This window comes from Streptomyces sp. NPDC051664 (genome assembly GCF_044453545.1).
Lineage (GTDB): Bacteria > Actinomycetota > Actinomycetes > Streptomycetales > Streptomycetaceae > Streptomyces.
Map to the genome: position 1 here is coordinate 1 of NZ_JBITCU010000030.1, position 18,748 is coordinate 18,748.

17 protein-coding genes and 1 pseudogene are annotated in these 18,748 nt (G+C 69.0%); 5 read left to right on the forward strand and 13 right to left on the reverse strand.

All coding sequences use genetic code 11. From position 1 onward, the window contains the following. Nucleotides 1-180: 180 nt before the first annotated feature. Nucleotides 181-351, reverse strand: coding sequence for a hydrophobic protein (locus tag ACIA8E_RS33810; RefSeq protein WP_399303949.1), 171 nt, complete (start codon nucleotides 349-351; stop codon nucleotides 181-183). A 103-nt stretch (nucleotides 352-454) separates the two neighbouring features. On the opposite strand from ACIA8E_RS33810, the pseudogene ACIA8E_RS33815 reads away from it, so the two are divergent. Together ACIA8E_RS33815 and ACIA8E_RS33820 are read left to right on the forward strand one after the other, a co-directional pair. Continuing rightward, nucleotides 455-1,078: pseudogene (locus tag ACIA8E_RS33815) on the forward strand (3-beta hydroxysteroid dehydrogenase); the annotation flags it as partial. A 209-nt stretch (nucleotides 1,079-1,287) separates the two neighbouring features. After that, a complete protein-coding gene (locus ACIA8E_RS33820) occupies nucleotides 1,288-1,701 on the forward strand; it encodes a contact-dependent growth inhibition system immunity protein (protein WP_399303951.1) in 414 nt (137 codons plus the stop codon). On the opposite strand, the gene ACIA8E_RS33825 is transcribed toward ACIA8E_RS33820, so the two are convergent. The 7 genes from ACIA8E_RS33825 to ACIA8E_RS33855 all read right to left on the reverse strand — a co-directional run bounded on the left by ACIA8E_RS33825 (nucleotide 1,676) and on the right by ACIA8E_RS33855 (nucleotide 9,632). Then, the gene (locus ACIA8E_RS33825; protein WP_399303953.1) at nucleotides 1,676-2,041 is read right to left on the reverse strand and encodes a hypothetical protein; all 366 of its coding nucleotides are present in this window, start codon (nucleotides 2,039-2,041) and stop codon (nucleotides 1,676-1,678) included. The two genes, ACIA8E_RS33820 and ACIA8E_RS33825, sit on opposite strands and share 26 nt — an antisense overlap. A gap of 64 nt (nucleotides 2,042-2,105) precedes the next feature. Next, nucleotides 2,106-2,834 (reverse strand): glucose 1-dehydrogenase, encoded by a 729-nt coding sequence (locus ACIA8E_RS33830; RefSeq protein ID WP_399303954.1) that lies wholly within the window; start codon nucleotides 2,832-2,834, stop codon nucleotides 2,106-2,108. Nucleotides 2,835-3,416: 582 nt separating this feature from the next. Continuing rightward, the gene (locus ACIA8E_RS33835; protein WP_399303956.1) at nucleotides 3,417-5,468 is read right to left on the reverse strand and encodes a TIM-barrel domain-containing protein; all 2,052 of its coding nucleotides are present in this window, start codon (nucleotides 5,466-5,468) and stop codon (nucleotides 3,417-3,419) included. A gap of 34 nt (nucleotides 5,469-5,502) precedes the next feature. Further along, a complete protein-coding gene (locus ACIA8E_RS33840) occupies nucleotides 5,503-6,339 on the reverse strand; it encodes a carbohydrate ABC transporter permease (RefSeq protein ID WP_399303958.1) in 837 nt (278 codons plus the stop codon). Nucleotides 6,340-6,344: 5 nt separating this feature from the next. Continuing rightward, nucleotides 6,345-7,295 carry a carbohydrate ABC transporter permease gene (locus tag ACIA8E_RS33845; RefSeq protein ID WP_399303960.1) on the reverse strand — a complete coding sequence of 317 codons (951 nt, stop codon included), beginning with the start codon at nucleotides 7,293-7,295 and terminating at the stop codon, nucleotides 6,345-6,347. 20 nt (nucleotides 7,296-7,315) lie between these two features. After that, on the reverse strand, nucleotides 7,316-8,536 hold the full coding sequence (locus tag ACIA8E_RS33850; RefSeq protein WP_399303962.1) for an extracellular solute-binding protein: 1,221 nt from the start codon (nucleotides 8,534-8,536) through the stop codon (nucleotides 7,316-7,318). A gap of 106 nt (nucleotides 8,537-8,642) precedes the next feature. Continuing rightward, nucleotides 8,643-9,632 (reverse strand): LacI family DNA-binding transcriptional regulator, encoded by a 990-nt coding sequence (locus ACIA8E_RS33855; RefSeq protein ID WP_399303964.1) that lies wholly within the window; start codon nucleotides 9,630-9,632, stop codon nucleotides 8,643-8,645. Nucleotides 9,633-10,194: 562 nt separating this feature from the next. On the opposite strand from ACIA8E_RS33855, the gene ACIA8E_RS33860 reads away from it, so the two are divergent. After that, nucleotides 10,195-10,644, forward strand: a complete 450-nt coding sequence (locus ACIA8E_RS33860) for a MarR family winged helix-turn-helix transcriptional regulator (RefSeq protein ID WP_399303966.1) — start codon at nucleotides 10,195-10,197, stop codon at nucleotides 10,642-10,644. A gap of 66 nt (nucleotides 10,645-10,710) precedes the next feature. Next, nucleotides 10,711-12,435: an MFS transporter gene (locus ACIA8E_RS33865; protein WP_399303968.1), complete on the forward strand. Its 1,725-nt coding sequence runs from the start codon at nucleotides 10,711-10,713 to the stop codon at nucleotides 12,433-12,435. 74 nt (nucleotides 12,436-12,509) lie between these two features. Here the strand turns inward: ACIA8E_RS33865 and ACIA8E_RS33870 are convergent, their stop codons facing one another. The 5 genes from ACIA8E_RS33870 to ACIA8E_RS33890 all read right to left on the reverse strand — a co-directional run bounded on the left by ACIA8E_RS33870 (nucleotide 12,510) and on the right by ACIA8E_RS33890 (nucleotide 17,591). Then, on the reverse strand, nucleotides 12,510-13,184 hold the full coding sequence (locus tag ACIA8E_RS33870) for a hypothetical protein (RefSeq protein WP_399303969.1): 675 nt from the start codon (nucleotides 13,182-13,184) through the stop codon (nucleotides 12,510-12,512). Between the two features lie 27 nt (nucleotides 13,185-13,211). Then, nucleotides 13,212-14,837 carry a hypothetical protein gene (locus ACIA8E_RS33875; RefSeq protein WP_399303971.1) on the reverse strand — a complete coding sequence of 542 codons (1,626 nt, stop codon included), beginning with the start codon at nucleotides 14,835-14,837 and terminating at the stop codon, nucleotides 13,212-13,214. Between the two features lie 163 nt (nucleotides 14,838-15,000). Further along, nucleotides 15,001-16,515 (reverse strand): sodium:solute symporter family protein, encoded by a 1,515-nt coding sequence (locus tag ACIA8E_RS33880; protein WP_399303973.1) that lies wholly within the window; start codon nucleotides 16,513-16,515, stop codon nucleotides 15,001-15,003. A gap of 21 nt (nucleotides 16,516-16,536) precedes the next feature. Further along, entirely contained in the window at nucleotides 16,537-16,668 is a 132-nt protein-coding gene (locus ACIA8E_RS33885; RefSeq protein ID WP_399303975.1) for a hypothetical protein, read from the reverse strand. Next, nucleotides 16,665-17,591 carry a 5-dehydro-4-deoxyglucarate dehydratase gene (locus tag ACIA8E_RS33890; RefSeq protein WP_399303977.1) on the reverse strand — a complete coding sequence of 309 codons (927 nt, stop codon included), beginning with the start codon at nucleotides 17,589-17,591 and terminating at the stop codon, nucleotides 16,665-16,667. The genes ACIA8E_RS33885 and ACIA8E_RS33890 overlap by 4 nt, the downstream gene beginning before the upstream one ends. Nucleotides 17,592-17,718: 127 nt before the next feature. Between ACIA8E_RS33890 and ACIA8E_RS33895 the strand changes: the two genes are divergently transcribed. After that, complete coding sequence (locus ACIA8E_RS33895) at nucleotides 17,719-18,717, forward strand: LacI family DNA-binding transcriptional regulator (protein ID WP_399303979.1); 999 nt, start codon at nucleotides 17,719-17,721, stop codon at nucleotides 18,715-18,717. Nucleotides 18,718-18,748: the final 31 nt, after the last annotated feature.

Genomic DNA, 18,748 nt, shown 5'->3' on the forward strand with positions numbered 1-18,748 from the left:
TCCCCGCCCCCCCCCCCCCCGCCCCCCCCCGCGGGGCGGGGGGGGCCCCCCCCCCGCCCCCCCCCCCCGCGGCGTGCCCCCCCCCCCCCCCCCCCCCCCCGCCCCCCCCCGGGGCGGGCCCCCCCCCCCCCCCCCCCCCCCCCCCCCCCCCCCGCATTACCGGGCCAGGACTGCATCTCTCTACCAGCGGTACCAGCGGCCACGACGACCACCGGCTCCGACGGAACGCATGGCAAATCCGAGCAGCCAGACGGCCAGCACGACCACGGCGACGATCCACAGGGCCTTCAGCGCGAAGCCGGCACCGAAGAGAAGCAGGGCCAGCAGGAGAACGAGAAGCAGGGGAACCATAGTTATCAACCTCCAGAGCATCGTGTGCCCTGGCACGACCCGGCCATGCGTCCCATCTTTATATGTTTCTTATTCGTCAGTATGGGCATTCGGTACCGTCCCCGCGCTCGCCGGCACTGATCGCCCCCTCGTCCTCGCCACCGGATTCATCGGCTTCCCGACGGGGCGCGCGGTGACCGAGCAGGATGCGCCCACCATCGACGGCTCACCGTATGTGATTCGGTCGGCCAACGCCCAGGCAGCGCTCGCGTTTGCCTCACGCGGCGTCCGCTCATCGGTGGTGCGGGTCTCTCCGACCGTCCACGGCGAGGGGGACTACGGCTGGGTGCCGCACCTGGTCGCCACCGCCCGTAGCAAGAACGTCTCCGCGTACATCGGCGACGGCGCCAACCGCTGGCCGGCAGTCCACCGCCTCGACATTGCACGGCTGTTCCGCCTGGCCGTCGAGAAGGCGCCCGCCGGATCGGCACTGCACGGCGTCGCGGAGGAGGGCGTCGCGCTCCACGACATCGCCGAGGCGATCGGCCGCCACCTCGACGTACCGGCGACCTCCGTGGCCCCCGAAGCCGCGGAGGAGCACTTCACCTGGCTGAGCCCCTTCATGAGCCTCGACGTCCCGGTGTCGAACACCCTGACCCGCGAACTGCTCGACTGGCAGCCCACCCACCCCAGCCTGCTCGAAGACCTCGCCAAGGGCCACTACTTCCACACCCCCGCCACCACCTGACCCGCCCCAAGGACGCCACCTGTCCGGCACCCGCCGACTCGCACGCAGTGCATGAACATCGGCACCGGAGCTGGCGGGTGGCACGCAGCTCGGCCCCATTTCCTGAGAGCTCCAGACAGGCAACACCGCCTGCCCACTGTGGTCGCTTGCCGCCCTGGGCGACAGCCGGCCGCAGTGGATGACGCCGATCCAAAGCGGAGAATCAACCCATGGACCACTTGCTGCACCTCGACCGCACCCTCGATGAGCTGGACCCGCCCCGCTGGCTGGCGCCGGACGCCGACGCGACAAACCTGATCCGCAGAGTGCATGAGTTGCGGTGCATGCCGCTGAGCGAACTCCGGCCGGCGGATCTGCGCATGCTGGTCGCCCAGAGGGTGGCATTGCCGTATGTCCTCCCACTCGCGGTGCACTTGCTGCTTGAAGAGCCGCTGCTGGACGCATCCTTCTACGAGGGGGACCTACTGCTCGCGGCCGTCAAAGCCCCGGCCTCGGCCTGGACCGTGCTGCCAGACCTCGCTACGCGGCTGCGCGCCGTGATCACAACTCTTCCGGAGGCGGCTGTCGCCGACCTGCCGCGCGGCGCCACCGAGGAACTCACCCGCTTCGTCGCGAGGTCCTGAACACCTTGCGGACCTGATGCACATGCCAGCGAGGGAAACCGAAACGCACGCCCGGGACTCTGAGCTGGGCGAAAACTTGGCGTTCACGAAAAGAACTGCGCGTCTGCTCCGTCGCCTGCTTGGTGACGTGCTGCGTCGGCAGCGCCAAGGCCGTACTCTGCGCGACTGCACCAGGTTCGCGGACGTCCACGGCGACCCGTACGTGGACGGGGACCGGCTGTGGCACCTCACGATCGGTGATCTCGAACGGCCCGCCGATGGAGATCACCTGCGCGGCCCGATTGGCACTCGCCTGTATCCCTGTCTTGAGGAGAGGGCCGGTCTGAATCTGATGCTCCACGCCGGCACGTGGTCCCGGCGGGCCCCGCGAACTGAACGACACTGTCAGATGCGCCGTCGCGGTATTAGATTTGCGCTCTGCCGCCGTCAACGAACAATTCGATTCCGGTGACGAAGCTGGAGTCATCCGAGGCCAGAAAGAGCGCCGCCTTGGCAACTTCTTCGGGCTCCCCCATGCGGCCCATCGGAATGGTAGACGCAATCCTCGCGATGGCGTCCTGAGGTTGCGTCGCTACAAGTGGCGTTTCGATCGGGCCAGGGCTGAGGACATTAGACCGAATACGGCGGTCCTTCAGCTCTACCGTCCACCCTCGAACAAAATTACGGATAGCAGCCTTGCTCGCGCCGTAGACCGAGAACGCGGGGGTTCCCTTGACGCTCGCAACGGAGCCCGTGAGGATGATAGATGCACCATCATTCAATAGCGGTAGGGCCTTTTGTACCGTGAAGAGCGCCCCCTTCACGTTGATGTTGAAAACTTTGTCGAAGTGCTCCTCCGTTACGTCTTCCAGTGAAGCGAACTCAGCGAGACCAGCATTGGCGAAAACGATATCGATTCGCCCCTTCGCCTTGACGGTCTCATAGAGACGGTCAAGGTCGGCCAGATCGGCCACGTCACCCTGAATGCCGGATACGTTGGCGCCGATCGCCTTCACGCCTTCATCGAGTTCTTTCTGCCGACGCCCCGTGATGAAGACATAGGCGCCCTCTCTGACGAAGAGCTTTGCCGTGGCCAGCCCGATCCCCGTGGTGCCGCCGGTAATGACCGCTACTTTTCCCTGCAACTTACCCATAGTCACTGCTCCCGATAGTGGCAAACACGGTGGGCCGGACCCGGATTCATCTCGGATGCCGCCAACAGCCTAGTTCGCACAAATCAGGTCGACCCGCCATATCCACGCCCAATGGCGGATTTAATCGCCGCCTGAGCGTCGGGATCCTTGGCGTGCTGCGTCCACCAGAGGTGAGTAACAAGTGACTCGAGACGCTACGCAGCGGTGCGTCGGCGTCTGCCGGAGTGGGCAAGTTGCCGGCATGGTCGTCGCGCCGGTGGTGGCGTCCTGGAGCCGCAGGTCGGGCAGCAGGAGCCGGGAGGCCACGGTGGCGAGTCCCGGCAACCCTGCTCTCCCGCTCCACGGACCAAGGAAAACTCCTCGCGCCGTCCCCTGCCGCGCCGACGGCGCCCCCACTCGCAGCCGACAGCCCTCTGCGAATGCGCCTGACCCCGGAGACCGACATCTGATGCGTATCGCTCGTGGGCAGTGAGCAGGATCGAGTCCTGACTTACCGTCACGTCCCGAACGGTTTTGTGCGCACTGCTCCAATACCCATCTGGTAAGTCGCAGGCCTTTCCGTCATCGGTCCGGCCCGCTCCGTCAGCCGACCGCCGGCAGCTGTGCGTCGTCGCGCAGCAGGAGCGGAATGCGGTCGAGTGGGGCATCGAGTGTGTGCCAGGTGCCGCCCTCGTACGTCGCGTCCGTCCAGGCGCACCTCCAGCGTGCTCGGGCCGGCAGGTACACCTCACGGCTCACCGCGCCTGCCGCCGTGACGGGAGCGACCAGGAGATCGGGGCCGAGCAGGAACTGGTCGGCGACCGTCCAGGCCGTCTCGTCCTCGGGGAACTCGAGGAACAGCGGGCGCATCGGGGGCAGGCCGTCACGGGCGGCGGCGGCCATCTGCTCGGCGATGTACGGGCGCAGGCGCTCGCGCAGCTCCAGGTAGCTGCACATGATCTCGTACGCCTCTTCTCCGTACGACCAGACTTCGTTGGGCCCGCCGGTCATCTCGCCGCCCAACGGCAGCCACGGCAGCCGGAAGCCGTGCAGCCGGAAGATCGGGCAGAGCGCGCCGAACTGGAACCAGCGGACGAGGACTTCGCGGTACGCCGGGTCGTCGGGGTCGCCGCCGTGGAAGCCGCCGATGTCGGTGGTCCACCAAGGGATGCCGGACAGGCCGATGTTGAGACCGGCTGCGATCTGAGCACGAAGGGCGGCGAAGTCGGTGCCGATGTCACCGGACCATACGGCGGTGCCGTAGCGCTGGCTCCCCGCCCAGGCGGAGCGGGAGAAGGACATGCCGTCGGTGTTGCCGGAGGCTGCCATGCCCTCGTGGAACAGGCGGGCGTTCTCGCGCGGGTAGAGGTTGGCGACCTCCTGGCCGTGCCCGGCGTGGTAGCGGAGGTTGGCCGGGTGGCCGGGTTTCATCTCCGGCTCGCAGGCATCCAGCCACCACAGGTTGATGCCCAGGCGCTGGTAGTTCTCCTGGACCTTGGACCACACGTATGCACGGGTCTCGGGGTTGGTCGGGTCGTAGAAGGAGACCATGACACGGTGGTCGGCGCCCTTGTCGATCCACGTGGCGTGAGCGGGGGTGCCGTACTCGTTGGCGGCGAACAGACCGCGGTGCTCCAGCTCGTCGTAGTTCTCGCTGGAGCGGTTGACCGACGGCCAGATGGAGACCATGAGCTTGACGCCGAGCTCGTCGAGTTCCCGGACCATGGCGGCCGGGTCGGGCCACTCGGCGGGATCGAACTTCCAGTCCCCCAGCCGGGTCCAGTGGAAGAAGTCGGCGACGATCACGGAGATCGGCAGACCTCGGCGCTTGTACTCGCGGACGACCTCGAGGAGCTCCTCCTGAGTCCGGTAGCGCAGTTTGCACTGCCAGAAACCGGTGGCCCAGTCGGGAAATGCGGGGGCGTGGCCGGTGGCGTCCGCGTACGAGCGGAGGATGTCGGCGGGCCGGTCGCCGGCGGTGATCCAGTAGTCGATCTGGCGGGCGCTGTCGGCGACCCAGCGGGTGCCGGTCCGCACCATTTCGACACGGCCTACGGCGGGGCTGTTCCACAGCAGGCCGTAGCCTCGGTTGGACAGCACGAACGGGATGGTGATCTCCGTGTTGCGCTGCACCAGGTCGATGACCGTGCCCTTCTGGTCGAGCAGCCCGTGCTGGCGTTGCCCGAGGCCGTACAGTCGCTCCGCCTCGTATGCCTGGAAGTTCTGCTCCAAACGGTGGTAGCCGTGCCCGACGGGAGTATGGACGCGGCTACCGGGCCACCAGAAGTGGGCGGGGCGCTCGGCGAGCAGTTCCGTGCCGTCCGGTGTGCGGACGAAGCGCAGTACTCCGTCGACGGTCAGCTCGGCGGTGATGCGGCCGTTGACCAGGCGGGCGGGGGGCACCGGGTCGGTGGGTGAGCCGAGGCCGTTCTTGAGGACGGTCAGGCCGGTCAGGTCCGGGACGATGATCTCGGCCTTGGTGTCGGGAAGCTCCAGGAGGGCGCCGGGGATGTCGTCGCGGAGCGGGCCGAGTGCGGCCCGTACGCGGATGGAGTCGGGCCCCCAGGGCTCGATGCGCAGCGACTCGTGCCGGCCGTGCCACTCCAGGCCGCCGTCGTGTTCCCGGAAGGTGTTCAAGGTACTTCTCCAGTGCATAAGAAGGGGTGCTCAGTCCTGTACCGGGGGTCGGTCAGTCCTTGACCGAGCCGCCGGTGATGCCGACCGCGATGTACCGCTGGGCGATGACCAGCAGTACCGCCGCGGGGATGGACGCAAGGACGGCCGAGGCCATCAGGGCGTTCCAGTCGGTGGCGTTGGCGCCGATGAAGCGGTAGATCCCGACCGTGACCGGGGTCACCGCGTCGCGCGAGGTGAGAGTGATCGCGAAGAGGAAGTCCGCCCAGGAGAATAGGAACGCGAACAGTCCCGCGGTGATCAGACCGTTGCGACTCATGGGGACGACGATGCGCAGGAACGTACGCCAGGACCCGGCACCGTCCAGCGCCGCGGCCTCGACGACCTCGGTGGGGATTTCGCGCAACTGGGCACGGAGCAGTACCGCGGCGAACGGCACGGACAGCGTGGACTGGGCCAGCATCAGCCCGATGGTGTTGTTGAGCAGCCCGATCTCGCTGTAGAGCGCGAAGAGCGAGTTGGCCTTCACGATGCCCGGCACCATCTGCACGATCAGCAGGACGAACAGCAGCAGGGCGGCCCAGCGCAGCCGGAACTTCGCCAGTGACCATGCCAGCGGAGCCGCAAGGGCGAGGGTGATCAGCACGTTGCCGCAGGCCACGAAGAGGCTGATGACCAGGTGGCGCCCCTGGGTGTCGAAGGCGGCGCGGTATCCGTCGAGGGTCGGGTCGGTGGGAAACCACTTGGGCGGGATGCTCAGCAGTGCCTGACCGGGCTGGAGCGAGGCGTTGACCATCCAGTACAACGGGAAGAGCAAAACGCCGACGATCACGAGGGCGATCACCGTGCTGCTCCAGCGGCGAGCAGCGCGCAAGGCGGCGGGAGACGACATCGGGACTACCTCTCGGACTGTTCGGCGCGCACGGCTCGCAGGTACACGAGCGCGAAGAGCATGGCGATGACGATGAGGACGTTGCTGACGGCGGCGCCCTGGCCGAACTGGAGGTTCGTGAAGGAGAGCGCGTACGACCAGGTGGACAGCAGCTGAGTGGAGTTCGCGGGGCCGCCTTGTGTGAGCACCATGACGACGTCGAACGCCTTGATCGTGTAGATCAGTCCGAGCATCACCACGACCGAGGTGGTCGGGCGGAGCAGCGGCCAAGTGACGTGGCGGAACTTCTGCCAGGTGCCCGCGCCGTCGAGCGAGGCGGCTTCGTACAGCTGCGGCGGGATGGACTGCAGTCCGCCGTACAGGATCACCATGTTGAAGGGGATGCCGATCCAGACGTTGGCGACGACGATGGCGGTCATGGCGTGGTCGGGGCTGACCAGCCACGGGACGGGGTCGTTGATCAGGTGCAGGTTGAGCAGCACCTGGTTGACCACGCCGTAGTCCTGGTCGAGCAGCCAGCGGAAGACGGTGCCGGAGACCAGCAACGGCAACAGCCAGGGCAGCAGGAGCAGGGCGCGCAGGGTGCCGCCGAGCGGGAAACGACGGCGGAAGAACAGTGCGAGACCGAGGCCGATGACGAACTGCAGGATCAGCGAGGCAATGGTGAACACGGCTGTGTTCCACAGAGTCGTGGAGAACAGCTCGTCACTGAGGATCGCCGCGTAGTTGGCGAGCCCGGTGAAGGGGGCACCGCCGTTGTAGAAGGATGTCACCGTGTAGTCCTGGAACGACATGACCAGGTTGGCGACGATGGGGTAACCGAAGAAGATCACCAGGTAGAGCACGGCGGGGACATAGAAGCTCATGCGTGCCAGCCGCGCCCGGCGGGCGGCGGTGGCGGTGCGGCTGTCCGGGCGTGCTGCGTTGTGGACGGGCTTGTCCAGAAGGATCGTCATGATGAGAGCACCTCGCCTGATCAGTGGTCTGCCGACTGGACCTGGCGCTGAGCGGCCGCGAGGGCCTTCGCCGGACTCAGCTGTCCGATCGCGGCCTGTTGGAGTGCGGTGTACAGCGCCTTGGAAGCGACTGGGTAGGCGGTGCCGAGTTCGGCGGTGCGGGAACGGGCGGTGGGTGCGCTGGCCACGAAGGGGGCGAGGTCCGGCTGCTCCTTCACCAGTTGTCCGGCGACTGCCGGGCTGGCGGGTACGTCGGCTCGCAGCCGGGCCCACTGGATCATGTGGTCCTGGCTGAGCACACAGTTGAGGAGCTTGACGGCCTTGTCCTGCTTGTCTCCCTTGGGCACCGCCCAGGTCTCGCCGCCGAGCGGGGTGACCGAGGAGCCACCGCTCTTCTGCGTGGGGAGCGGGACGACGCCGTAGTCGAGCCCCTTCTCGGCGGCGAGTGCGGCCAGCTGCCACGAGCCGTTGATCATCATCGCGGCGTGGTGACCGATGAACTGCTCCGCCACATCCGACTGCTGCCAATTCAGCGCCGATTTCGATATCGAGCCGTCCTGGAAAAGCGACGTCCAGTACGTCAGTGCGGACACGGACTGGGCCGAGTCCAGCTTTCCAAGGTCTGCACCTGCGCCCCAGAAGAAAGGTTCGTACTGCCAGGAGCCTTCCTCGGTGGCGACAGCCGACAGGGCAAGGCCGTAGCGGTGGCCCTCGGTGAGCTCGGCCGCGTTCTCCCGGAGCTGCTTCCAAGTGGTGGGCGGCTCGAGACCGGCCTTCTTGAAGACCGCCTTGTCGTAGAAGAGCGCGAGCCCGTTCACGCCGGGCGCGACGCCGTACAGCTTGCTCTTGTACGTGCCCGCCTTGAGGACGCTCTCGTAGAAACCGTCAGTCTTCACCCGGCCTTCGAGCGGCAGCAGGGCTCCGGTCGAGGCGAGCTTGGGCAGGTCCGGATTGTCGCTCAGCACCAGGTCCGGGAGGCTCTTCGCGGCTCCGTCCCGCAGCAGCTTGGGCACCAGCTGGGAGCGGGGCATGACCTCGCGTACGACGGTCACGCCGGTCTGGCGACCGCAGGAGCGGAGAATCTCGGTCAGCGCTGTGTTGCCCGGCTCCGCGGTGTAGTAGTCCGTGACGGTCAGGGTGTTCGGGGGCGTATCGGCCGTGATGAGGCTGCAGCCGCTCAGCGCCACGGTCAGGGCGAATGCGACGCAGGCGGCAGTGGCTGCGCGGGTACGGGGGGACAAAAGTGTGTCCTTCGGGGGCGTAGGGATGGCCGCGCAGACGACTGCGAGCGGCATGGCGAGGAAAGGCCGCACGGCTCAAGTGCCGTCGGCCACAGGCAGGGTGCGTTCAGGAAAGTGGGGGCGGCGCGGTGCTGGCCCGTACGGTGAGCTGCGGCTCCAGCAGGACGGGTGCCCCGCCGGAGTCCGTACCCCTTCGGTCGAGCCGCTGTCTGAGCAACTCGACTGCTCGCTCGGCGAGTGCGGCTGCTGGTACGGCGACCGAGGTCAGCTGAGGGGTGCCTGCGGTCGCGACCGCGTCAGAGCCCACGACGACGAGGGACATGTCCTCGGGCAGGGCCCGGCCGAAACTGCGCAGCAGCGGCGCGAGGTGCGGGGTTGCGGCTTCGTTCTGCACGATCAGCGCAGTGGCGTCCGGGCGCTCCTGGAGCACCCGTGTCAGGGTGCCGGCCGTGCTGTCCCAGTCCCCCTCGACCGACCGGTGCGTGAGCCGGACGCCTCGGGCCGCGGCCCGCTCGAGCGCGCCCGCGACGGTCCGTACAGCGAATCCGGTCCGGCGCCGGTACGCGGTCTCGGGCGCGCCGAGCAGGATCACCTCACGGTGGCCGAGATCGGCGAGATGGTCCACGCACAGACCGCCCGCCGCGCGGAAGTCCAGGTCGACGCAGGCGAGGCCGGCGGGATCGTGAGGCAGACCGATGAGCACCGTCGGGACCGGCAGCCCGCGCACGGTCTCCAGCCGCGGATCACGGATCCCGATGTCCATCAGGATCAGACCGTCGAGCAGCGCACCGTCCCACACGCCGTGCTCGGCGTGGTCGGTGAGGAGAAGGACGTTGCAGTGGTGGCGGCGCGCGGCGACGCTCGCGGACAGCATGAACTCGGCGAGGAGCGGCCGGTGAGCACCGTCATCGACCCGCACGGCCAGCCCGATGGTGTGCGAACGGGCGAAGACCGGCCGTTGGTAGCCCACGGCGGCGATGGAGTCGAGGACGCGGGAACGCGTCGACGGCGATATGGGGCGCTTCCCGCTGAGCACGTACGAGACGGTGCTGACCGCGACGCCTGCGTGCCGTGCCACATCGGTGATGCCGACCATGCTGTGCTGCCCGTCTTCCTGTCCTGCTGCTTCCGTGACCGAACCGCCGTCGAAGGATTTCGATGCGTGCGGCCATGCGCACTTACCTGCGTAACGACACCGGCGAGATTAGGTACGGAAAGTCAGGCCGTCCATACATGCCTGAGGTTTTCGACGAATTTCGACGACGACCTCACACCGGCGTCGGCGCAGCCGACCGGAGCAGGGGCAGGGTTCGCTGGACAGGACCGTCGCCCGCGGCCGCCCGCGTAGCAGGCGATCTGGACGGCGATCTGCCGCAGTTCGTCCGCGGCGGAGTCGCCGTCCAGTGCCGCCTTGATGTGCAACCGGTACGGCCCCGCTTGCGAAACGTGCCGACGGCACGCTTGGCACTGCTCCCGTTGCCGCTGCCGGTGCCGGACGTGTACGGCACCGGCCAGCACGGCGCACAGGCAGGTCCCCCAAGCAGCTCGGCGCGGGCTGCGCGACCGGTCCCGGGCCGCAGCAGCCACCGATGGCGCGTCGTCGAACTCGCCGGAGCCCGAATCTTGCTGCAGGGTACACGCTTATGCATAATAGGGTTATGCATAAGCGCGTTATGGACATCGACGCCCCGGCCGAGAACCTGATGATCGCCGTGGAGCAGGTGGTTCGCTACGTGCGTCAGAACGCCGTCACCGGCGGCCTGAGCACGGCGGCCTCCTCCGCGCTGGCCCGGCTGGGCCGCGAGGGCGCGCACCGGCTGACCGAACTGGCGCGGGCCGAAGGCGTCTCCCAGCCGAACATGACCCAGCTGGTCACCCGCATGGAGCGCGCGGGCCTCGTACGTCGCGTCCCCGACCGCCACGACGGCCGGGCCGTTCTGGTGGAAGCCACAGACACCGGTCTGGAAGTCTTCCGGCAGCGACGCGCCGAACGCGCTCAAGCCCTCGACCTACTCGTCGAGGCGCTCACCGAGCCGGAGCAGCAGGCCGTGAAGATCGCGCTGCCGGCCCTGGCACGCGCCATCCAGGACCGCCAGGCCCGCTCCTGACCCGCCCCGCAAACCTGTCCGCTCTCCCCCGTCACCTCTTCCTCAACCCCTTGGAGAGAAACGCACATGAGTGCTTCGCATGGAAAGGCCGCCAGTCCCTTCAAGCAGCCCAAGGCCGTCTGGGCCGTGGCGTTCGCCTGCGTGATCTCGTTCATGGGCATCGGTCTGGTCGACCCGATCCTGCCCGCCCTGGCCGACAGCCTGCACGCCTCGCCGAGCCAGGTCTCCCTGCTGTTCAGCAGCTACCTGATCGTGACCGCGGTCGCCATGCTGTTCGTCGGCTGGGTCTCCAGCCATCTCGGCGCCAAGCGCACTTTGGTCATAGGTCTGGCCATCATCGTCGTCTTCGCCGCCCTGGCGGGCACGAGCGGCTCCATCAACGGCATCGTCGGCTTCCGCGCCGGCTGGGGTCTGGGCAACGCGCTGTTCATCGCGACCTCGCTGGCCGTCATCGTCGCCTCCGCCAGCGGCGGCTTCGGTGGCGCGATCATCCTGTACGAGACCGCTCTCGGGCTCGGCATCGCCGTCGGCCCGCTGTTGGGCGGCGAGTTGGGCGGCATCAGCTGGCGCGGTCCGTTCTTCGGCGTCGCCGCACTCATGGCCGTCGCGCTAGTCGCCACGCTCGCCTTCGTGCCCTCGCTCCCCAAGCCGAAGCGCCCCGTCTCACCCATCGCTCCGCTCAAGGCGCTCCGTCACCGCGGGCTGCTGACCATGGGCATCATGGCCCTGCTGTACAACTGGGGCTTCTTCACCATGCTCGGCTACGCCCCCTACCCCATGGAACTCAACGCCCATGAGCTCGGCCTGGTGTTCACCGGCTGGGGCCTGCTGGTGGCCGCCTTCAGCGTATTCTTCGCCCCGCGCCTGCAGGCGCGGTTCGGCACCGCTCCGGTGCTGTACGCCAACCTGCTCGGCCTCGGCATCGTAATGGCCATCATTGCCGCCGGCGTCAGCACACCCGCCGTGGTGATCGTGGCCGTCATCGTCAGCGGCGCCTTCATCGGCATCAACAACACCCTCACCACCCAGGCCGTCATGCTCGTCTCCCCCGTCGAGCGTCCCGTCGCCTCCTCCGCCTACGGCTTCCTGCGCTTCATCGGCGGCGGTCTGGCCCCCTTCGCCGCCGGCAAGCTCGCCGACGCCACCGATCTGAGCGTCCCCTTCTGGCTCGGCGCCGCCACCTTCCTCCTCGCCATCCCGGTCCTGGCCAGTGGCCACAGCCTGCTGCGCCAGGCCGAGGCGCACACCGGCGACACCGAGCCCGCGACGCCGTCTCTCACCCCCGTGGGCATCCAGGCCCCCGCGAACGAGGCGCCTCCCGTCATCGTCGCCGTGAGCTCCCACGACAAGGCCCCTGCCATCGTCGACGCCGCGGCCCGGCTCGCTCGCGACACGGGCAGCCCTCTCGAGGTCGTCCACGTCCAGCAGACCGCCGTGGTCGAGGAACTGGCCGTCGACACCGAGACCGCCGACCAGGCACGCGCCGCCGTCACCGCCCACCTCGACCGGCTCGCCGCCCACGGCATCGCCGCCACCGGCCAGATCCTCACCAGCATCGGCAACCACGCCGCCGCCGGCCGGGCCCTCGCCCAGCACGCCGCAGACGTACACGCCCGAGCCGTCGCGGTCGGACACTCACCGCGCGGCCCGCTCACCCAGTTCGCCGACGGCAGCTTCACCAGTGCCCTCACCCACGCCGCCACGTGCACGGTCGCCCTCATCGGGCCCGACCACACGCCCCGGCACCTGACCATGGACACCCTGGCAGAACTGCGCAACAGCGCCGTCTGAGGGAGTCGAGGAGCGCGGGGAGGGCGGGCGCATAGCGCGCCCTCCCCGCGCTTGGGCCGGGGCAGTCCGGCGCCTCAGGGCAGCGTCGTCGGCAGGCAGCCGCGCGGGATGAAGTACCAGCTCTGCAGCCCCGTGCCGTCGGTGCCGCCACCGCGCGGGTCGCGCACCATCACGTAGTTGCCGTCCCTGGTCACATAACGCCACAGCACGGTCTGGCCGATGGCGACCTGGCTGTTCAGTGGCGCACTGGGGGTGGCGGGCACCTCCCACGGGCGGACGTTGCCGTACGCGGTGATGTGACTGCCGTCGTACGTGGCACAGCCGGAGCCGGCGACCGTCGTCACCGTCGCACCGTCCGACGTGCCGCCACCGATCTGGCCGTTGGTGAACTCGGACGTGGGCATCGTCACCGGGTCACCACAGCTGGCGGCGATCGCTTCGTCGCCGGAGACGGCTCCGCTGTAGATCCACAGGCACTTGTTGAGGTTGCCGTAGACCCGCGCCCAGCGGTAGCCGTCCTGCTGGTCGCCGTGGATGTCGGCGGTCCAGTCTCGGTAGGCGGTGCCGATGACGTACGAGGCGGGGGCGCGTCGCAGGAGGGTGTAGTCGGTGTCGACGTGCTTACGTACAGCGGCGTGCGCGGCAGGGGTGCCGCCGGTGGCCGGGACGGCGAGGCCCGCGGCCACCGCCGCCAGGACGGCTGTCAGTGCCCTTCTGCGGCGTGACCGGGTGTTTCGTGTTGTTCCCATGAGTTCTCCTGCATATGTGGGGGTGCGTCAGGGCCGGCTCGCCGAGGTCACGACGGCGGCTTCGCCGGCGGCCAGGGTGAGCGTCGTGCGATGTCCAGAAGCGTGGACGATGCTGGGGCGGAAGCCCGGCCAGATGCCGTCGGCGGCGACCTGGCGGCCGTCGATGCGGGCTTGAGGGGCGTCGAGGGTACGGCTCCCGTCCGGGTCGTACGGGGTCATCCGGTCGACGGCCGCCGTCGTCCCCTGGACGGGCACGGTGACAGTCGCCGGGCGGTCGGCCTTGTTGATGACGAAGAGGCGGTGCTCACCACCCTTCGCCTCGACCTGCCAAGCCTCGGGCTTGCGTTCGGCGTCGGTGGTGACGTGCGCCGGACGCAGGCCGTCGGTGTTCTGGGCGAAGCGGGCGAACAGGAGCATCGCGTAGTAGAGCGGGGCGGCGGTCGGCGGGCCCATCGCCTCGGTGGGGTCGTAGTCGACCGCGTTGTAGTACGCGTTGCCCTCCTCGGGTGAGAAGAACGCACGGACCTCGGCGTTGTGGAAGTTCAACCCCTGAGCCCCGGTGGTGCAGGCAGCGTTGGCGCCGGGCCGGTCCGGGGGCTGCGGGCAGGCGGTGTGGAACATGGCGGACAGCGCGTACGTGGCGGACGCAGCCACATTGCTGACGCCGTCCGCTCCGCGGTTGGCCGCGGTACTGGTCTCCTCCAGCCGGTAGCCCAGCCCGTGCCGAACGGCCTCGGTGGCGTGGGTGTAGACCTCGAAGTCGAGGCTCGCCAGGTGCTCGTCCGAGAGCAGTGCGGTGGTACTGGCGCAGCGGTACGGCTTGTTCACGCAGGTGCGGGCCAGCGGGTAGAAGTGGTCGGATGCGTACGCGCCGAACTCGCCGGCGCGGGGCCTCATGTACGGGGCTCCGGTGTCCAGGATCCGCGGCCAGTCGTGGAAGTAGCGGGTGGCGGCCGTCGGATCGGCGAGGGTGCTCCAGGGAAGGATGTCCTCGCTGGTGTTGGGCGCGATGACCGGGAACGGGCCGGTCACGGCCGGATCCGCGTACGTGGCCAGGTCGCCGAGGTAGCGGTCGAGGTTCGAGCCGTACGACAGGTCCGGCTCGTTGCCGAGTTCGATGCCCGCGATCTGCTTCGCGGCCTTGCCCGGGAAGGCGGGCTCGATTCCCTGCGTGACGAAGGTTCTTGCGTGCTCCGGACCGACCCAGGGCTTGGAGTCGCTGGGCGGGGACATGGCGGTGCCGAGGACGGCGCCCCAGCGGGGCTGGCCGCGCTCGTCGGCGTCCCCGGCCCCGTCGAGGGTGGCACGGATGTATGCCAGGTCCTCCGGCGTGATCACGCGGTTGGTGTTGGGCGCCGTCGCGTCGAACGGCATCTGGTCCTGGGACGATCCGCCGATGCGTAGCACGCCTGTTTGCAGATTGCGCAGCAGGTTGGCGAAGGCCGGCCGGGCGGCGGGATTCATGTACCGCTCGACCAGCGACCACTCGATGCTGAGGCCGACGAAGTGGCCCGGAATACGGCCGCCTTGGACGTGGGCTGCGGCCCGCCCGGGCGGGCCGACCGTGGCGTCGGCAGCACTCAGGGGCACCGTGGCGAAGGTGGCGGACAGGGCGAGAGTGCAGGCGAGGGCGCGTGCACTGAGGCGTTTCATGGAGGCTCCTTCCGGATGGTGCCGATTCGGAGGCGTGTTGCGCACGAGCACGTGGGCAAGGGCACGGCAGCGGGCGACGTGAACCGGCCCGTGCGAGCAACGGCGCGGGCCGGCTGTGCCGCTGCGGGGCCCGGGAAGCAACCCGGGCCCGGCCAAGCCGGCGTCAGTCGGAAGCCACCGGTACGGCCGCCGGAGTCACCCCACTCTGCGGCCCGTCCGAGCCGACCGCCGCGACGATTGCGTCCGCCTCTCCGGATGGCTCCGGCTTCAGCAGGCCGACGGCCACGTAGACGACGAGCGACGTCACCAGCGGCGTGGCCACCAGCCAGGTCTGGCTCGGCGGCTCGATGCCGTACTTCAGAAGGAAGTACGCCCCGAGTCCCAGCGCCCACGAGCCGAGCGCCGCGACCGGTCCGCAGCGTCGGAAGGCCGGCAGCAGGCCGAGCAGCATCGGGATGGAGATCGGCCCCATCACGGCGGCGACCAGCGCGACGATGATCCCGAGGACGCCGCCGAAGTGATCGGCCTCGACCGCCACGATCATGCTGACCGCAATGAACAGGACCGTGCACACCCGTGCCGCCATCAGCCCTGCCTCGGTGCTCCATGTGCGCGCCTTGGGCCACACCACCGGCATGATGTCCCGAGTGACCACCGCCGAGATCGCGTTGGCGTCGGACGAGGCCATCGCCATGGTGTGCGAGAACATCCCGGCGAGCGTGAGGCCGATGAGCCCGGCGGGCAGGTACTTCTCCGCCATCAGCGCATACACCTGCTGCGCGTCCACGACATTCGGCATCAGCACACCGGCGGCGACGGACGGGAAGAGCAGGACGGCCGGCCAGATCAGGTACAGCACCGCGGACAGCAGGGCCGAGCGGCGGGCGGAGTGCGCGGAGTCGGTGGCCATGTAGCGCTGGGCGAGGTTCCACATGCCGCCGTTGTACTCGAAGAGCTTGATGACGATGTACGCGGTGAGGAAGCCCGCGGTGTACGGGCCGACCAGCGGCTGCCCGTGGTCCTCGGGCAGCTTGTCCCACATCGAGGCGAGCCCGGAGAAGCCGCCCAGCTTGATGATCACGGCGATGAGCATGGCCAGCGCCGCGACACCCTGGATCACGAACTGCCCGAAGTCCGTGAGCGCGTCCGCCCACAGCCCACCCACAGTGCAGTACAGCAGGGTGACGACACCCGTGATGATGATGCCGGTGTTCATCGACATGCCGGTGAAGACGTTGAGCAGGATCGCCACCGACGCCCACTTCGCCGCGACGTCGAACACCTTGAGCAGCGCCCCGCTCCAGGCGAGTGCCTGCTGGGTGGGAACGTTGTAGCGCTTCGCCAGATACTCCAGCGGCGAGACCACGTTGAAGCGGGAGCGCAGGCGGTTCCAACGCGGGGCGAACAGGAAGGCGCCCACGCCGGTGCCCAGGGCGAGCGGCACGAAGGCCCAGAAGTACACCGTCACGCCATAGCTGTACGCGACGGCCGCATACGCCACGAACACAGCAGCGCTGTACCCGGACATGTGGTGGGAGATACCGGACAGCCACCACGGCATCTTGCCGCCGCCGGTGAAGTAGTCGCCGACGCTGCTCACTCGGCGGTGGGACCACAGGCCTATCAGCAGCATCACCAGGAAGTAGCCGCCGAGGGCTACCCAGTCGAGCCAGGCCATGAGAACTCCTTACGAGGGGACTCAGTTGAGGGGGGCCGAATGCCAGCGCGGGGAGCGGAGCCGGTATTCGGGGTGGAGGTGTTGCATGTATCCGGCGTCGTCCAAGGCGACCGGGATGACCGTGACGTCGTTGATCCGGAGCGCTTCCGTCATCGCAGCGCACCCGCTTCGGTGCACACGGCGAGGCCGGCCTCGGTGATCCGGTCCAGCTCGTCGAGGTGCTCGGGCGTCGGGTCGACGAGCGGCGGCCGCACCCCACCGACGTCCAGTCCGCGCCGGCGCACGGCGGCCTTGATGAGGGCGACCGCGTAGCCCGGCACCTGCTCACGCAGGGCGACGAGGGGGTGGAAGAACCGGGTCAGCAGCGCGTCGACGAGACCGTCGTTCCCATCGCGTACGGCCCTGTGGAAGGCCAGGGAGATCTCCGGCACGAAGCAGAAGACCGCCGAGGAGTACAGCTCGACTCCGATGCCCCGGTACGCCGGGACGGTGGTCTCCGCCGTCGGCAGCCCGTTGAAGAACTGGAACGGTTCCCCGTCCAGCGCCCCGCGGACCGCGGCGACGACGCGGGAGAGCAGGTCGAGGTCGCCGATGCCGTCCTTGAAGCCGGTGACCTGGGGCATGCGGGCGACGGCAGCGGCCGATGCGGGGTCGAAGCGGGCGTTGTCGCGGTGGTAGACGACCAGCGGCAGGTCGGTGGCGGCCGCCACCGCCTCGACGTAGGCCACCAGGCCCGCGGCGGGGGTGCGCACCAGGTACGGCGGCAGCAGGAGCAGACCGTCCGCGCCGGCGTCCCGGGCCGCGCGGGCGAACTGGCGGGCAATCGGCAGGGGTCCGCCGGTGCCGGCGTAGACGGGCACGCGGCCGGCGGTGACCTCGACGGTGGTGCGAACGACGTCGGCGTACTCACCGGGCTCCAGAGCGTGGAACTCACCGGTCCCGCAGGCGCTGAACACGCCGCCGAGACCCGCCGTCACGCCGGCGTCGACGTGCTTGGCGAGCACGGCCGTATCGACCGCACCGACGGCATCGAAGGGAGTCACAGGGAAGGACAGCACGCCGTCGAGATTCTGCACGTCAGAGCTCCTCGGACCCAGCAGAACAGATATATGAACGCAAATTATGTCTGCGAACTGAGCGTGGACTGTAGGGACTTGTTCCGGACCGGGTCAACCCCCTTGCACGTGCCTTAAGGTCCTCGCCATGTACGAGGTGATACGCAAGCCGACCATCGTCGATGTGGCGCGCGCGGCACGGGTGTCGACCGCGACCGTCTCCCGAGTGCTCAACGGCCGCCGGGTGGACCCCGAACTCGTCCGCCGGGTGCGGGCGGCCGCGGCGGAGCTGCACTACCGGCCCAATGGCACCGCACGCAGCCTGCAGGCCGGCGCCACCCGGCTCATCGGCGTTCTGGTGCCCGATCTGGGCAACCCGTCCTTCTCCGAGCTGCTGCGCGGGCTCGCCGACGCCACCGGCGCACACGGCCACCGGCTGCTGGTGGCCGACTCCAAGGAGAGCCAGGACGAGGAGCGGGCGCTGATCCACGAACTCGCCCTGCACTGCGACGGTTTGGTTCTCTGCTCGCCGCGGCTGCCGCTGGAGGAGCTGGCGCGGTTCGCCGTCGGCCCGCTGGTGTGCACCAACCGCGAGGTCGGCGGCCTGTCGATGAGCTCGGCCGGCGTCGACTCATACGCCGGGATGACCGAGGTCGTCCGCCACCTCGCCACGCTGGGCCACCGCCACATCGGCTACCTCGCCGGTCCGCCCGACTCCTGGTCGAACGCGGAGCGCCAGCGTGCCCTGGGCGACTCGGCGGCGGCGCTGCGGCTCCAAGTGACGGTCGTGCAGGCCGGATCCACCAGTGACGACGGCCATCGGGCGCTGCCCGCACTGCTGGCTGCCGGGGTGAGTGCGGTCGTGGCCTTCAACGACCTGGTGGCCATCGGCTTGCTGGCCGGCCTGCGCGAGCAGGGGCTCGACGTGCCGCGGGACGTCTCGTTGGCCGGGTTCGACGACATCCCCGTCGCACAGTTCCTCGCGCCGCCGCTGACCACCGTACGGCTCCCGACCGAAGAGGTCGGGCGGCAGGCGTGGGAGCTGCTGCGCGTGCAGCTGCAGCGGGCCGGCCGGCACGGCACGGTGCGCCTGCCGACCGAGCTCGTGGTGCGCGGGTCGACAGGACCCGCGCCCGACACACCGTGACCGCGCATTTCTGTCACGGGCGTTGACAAGC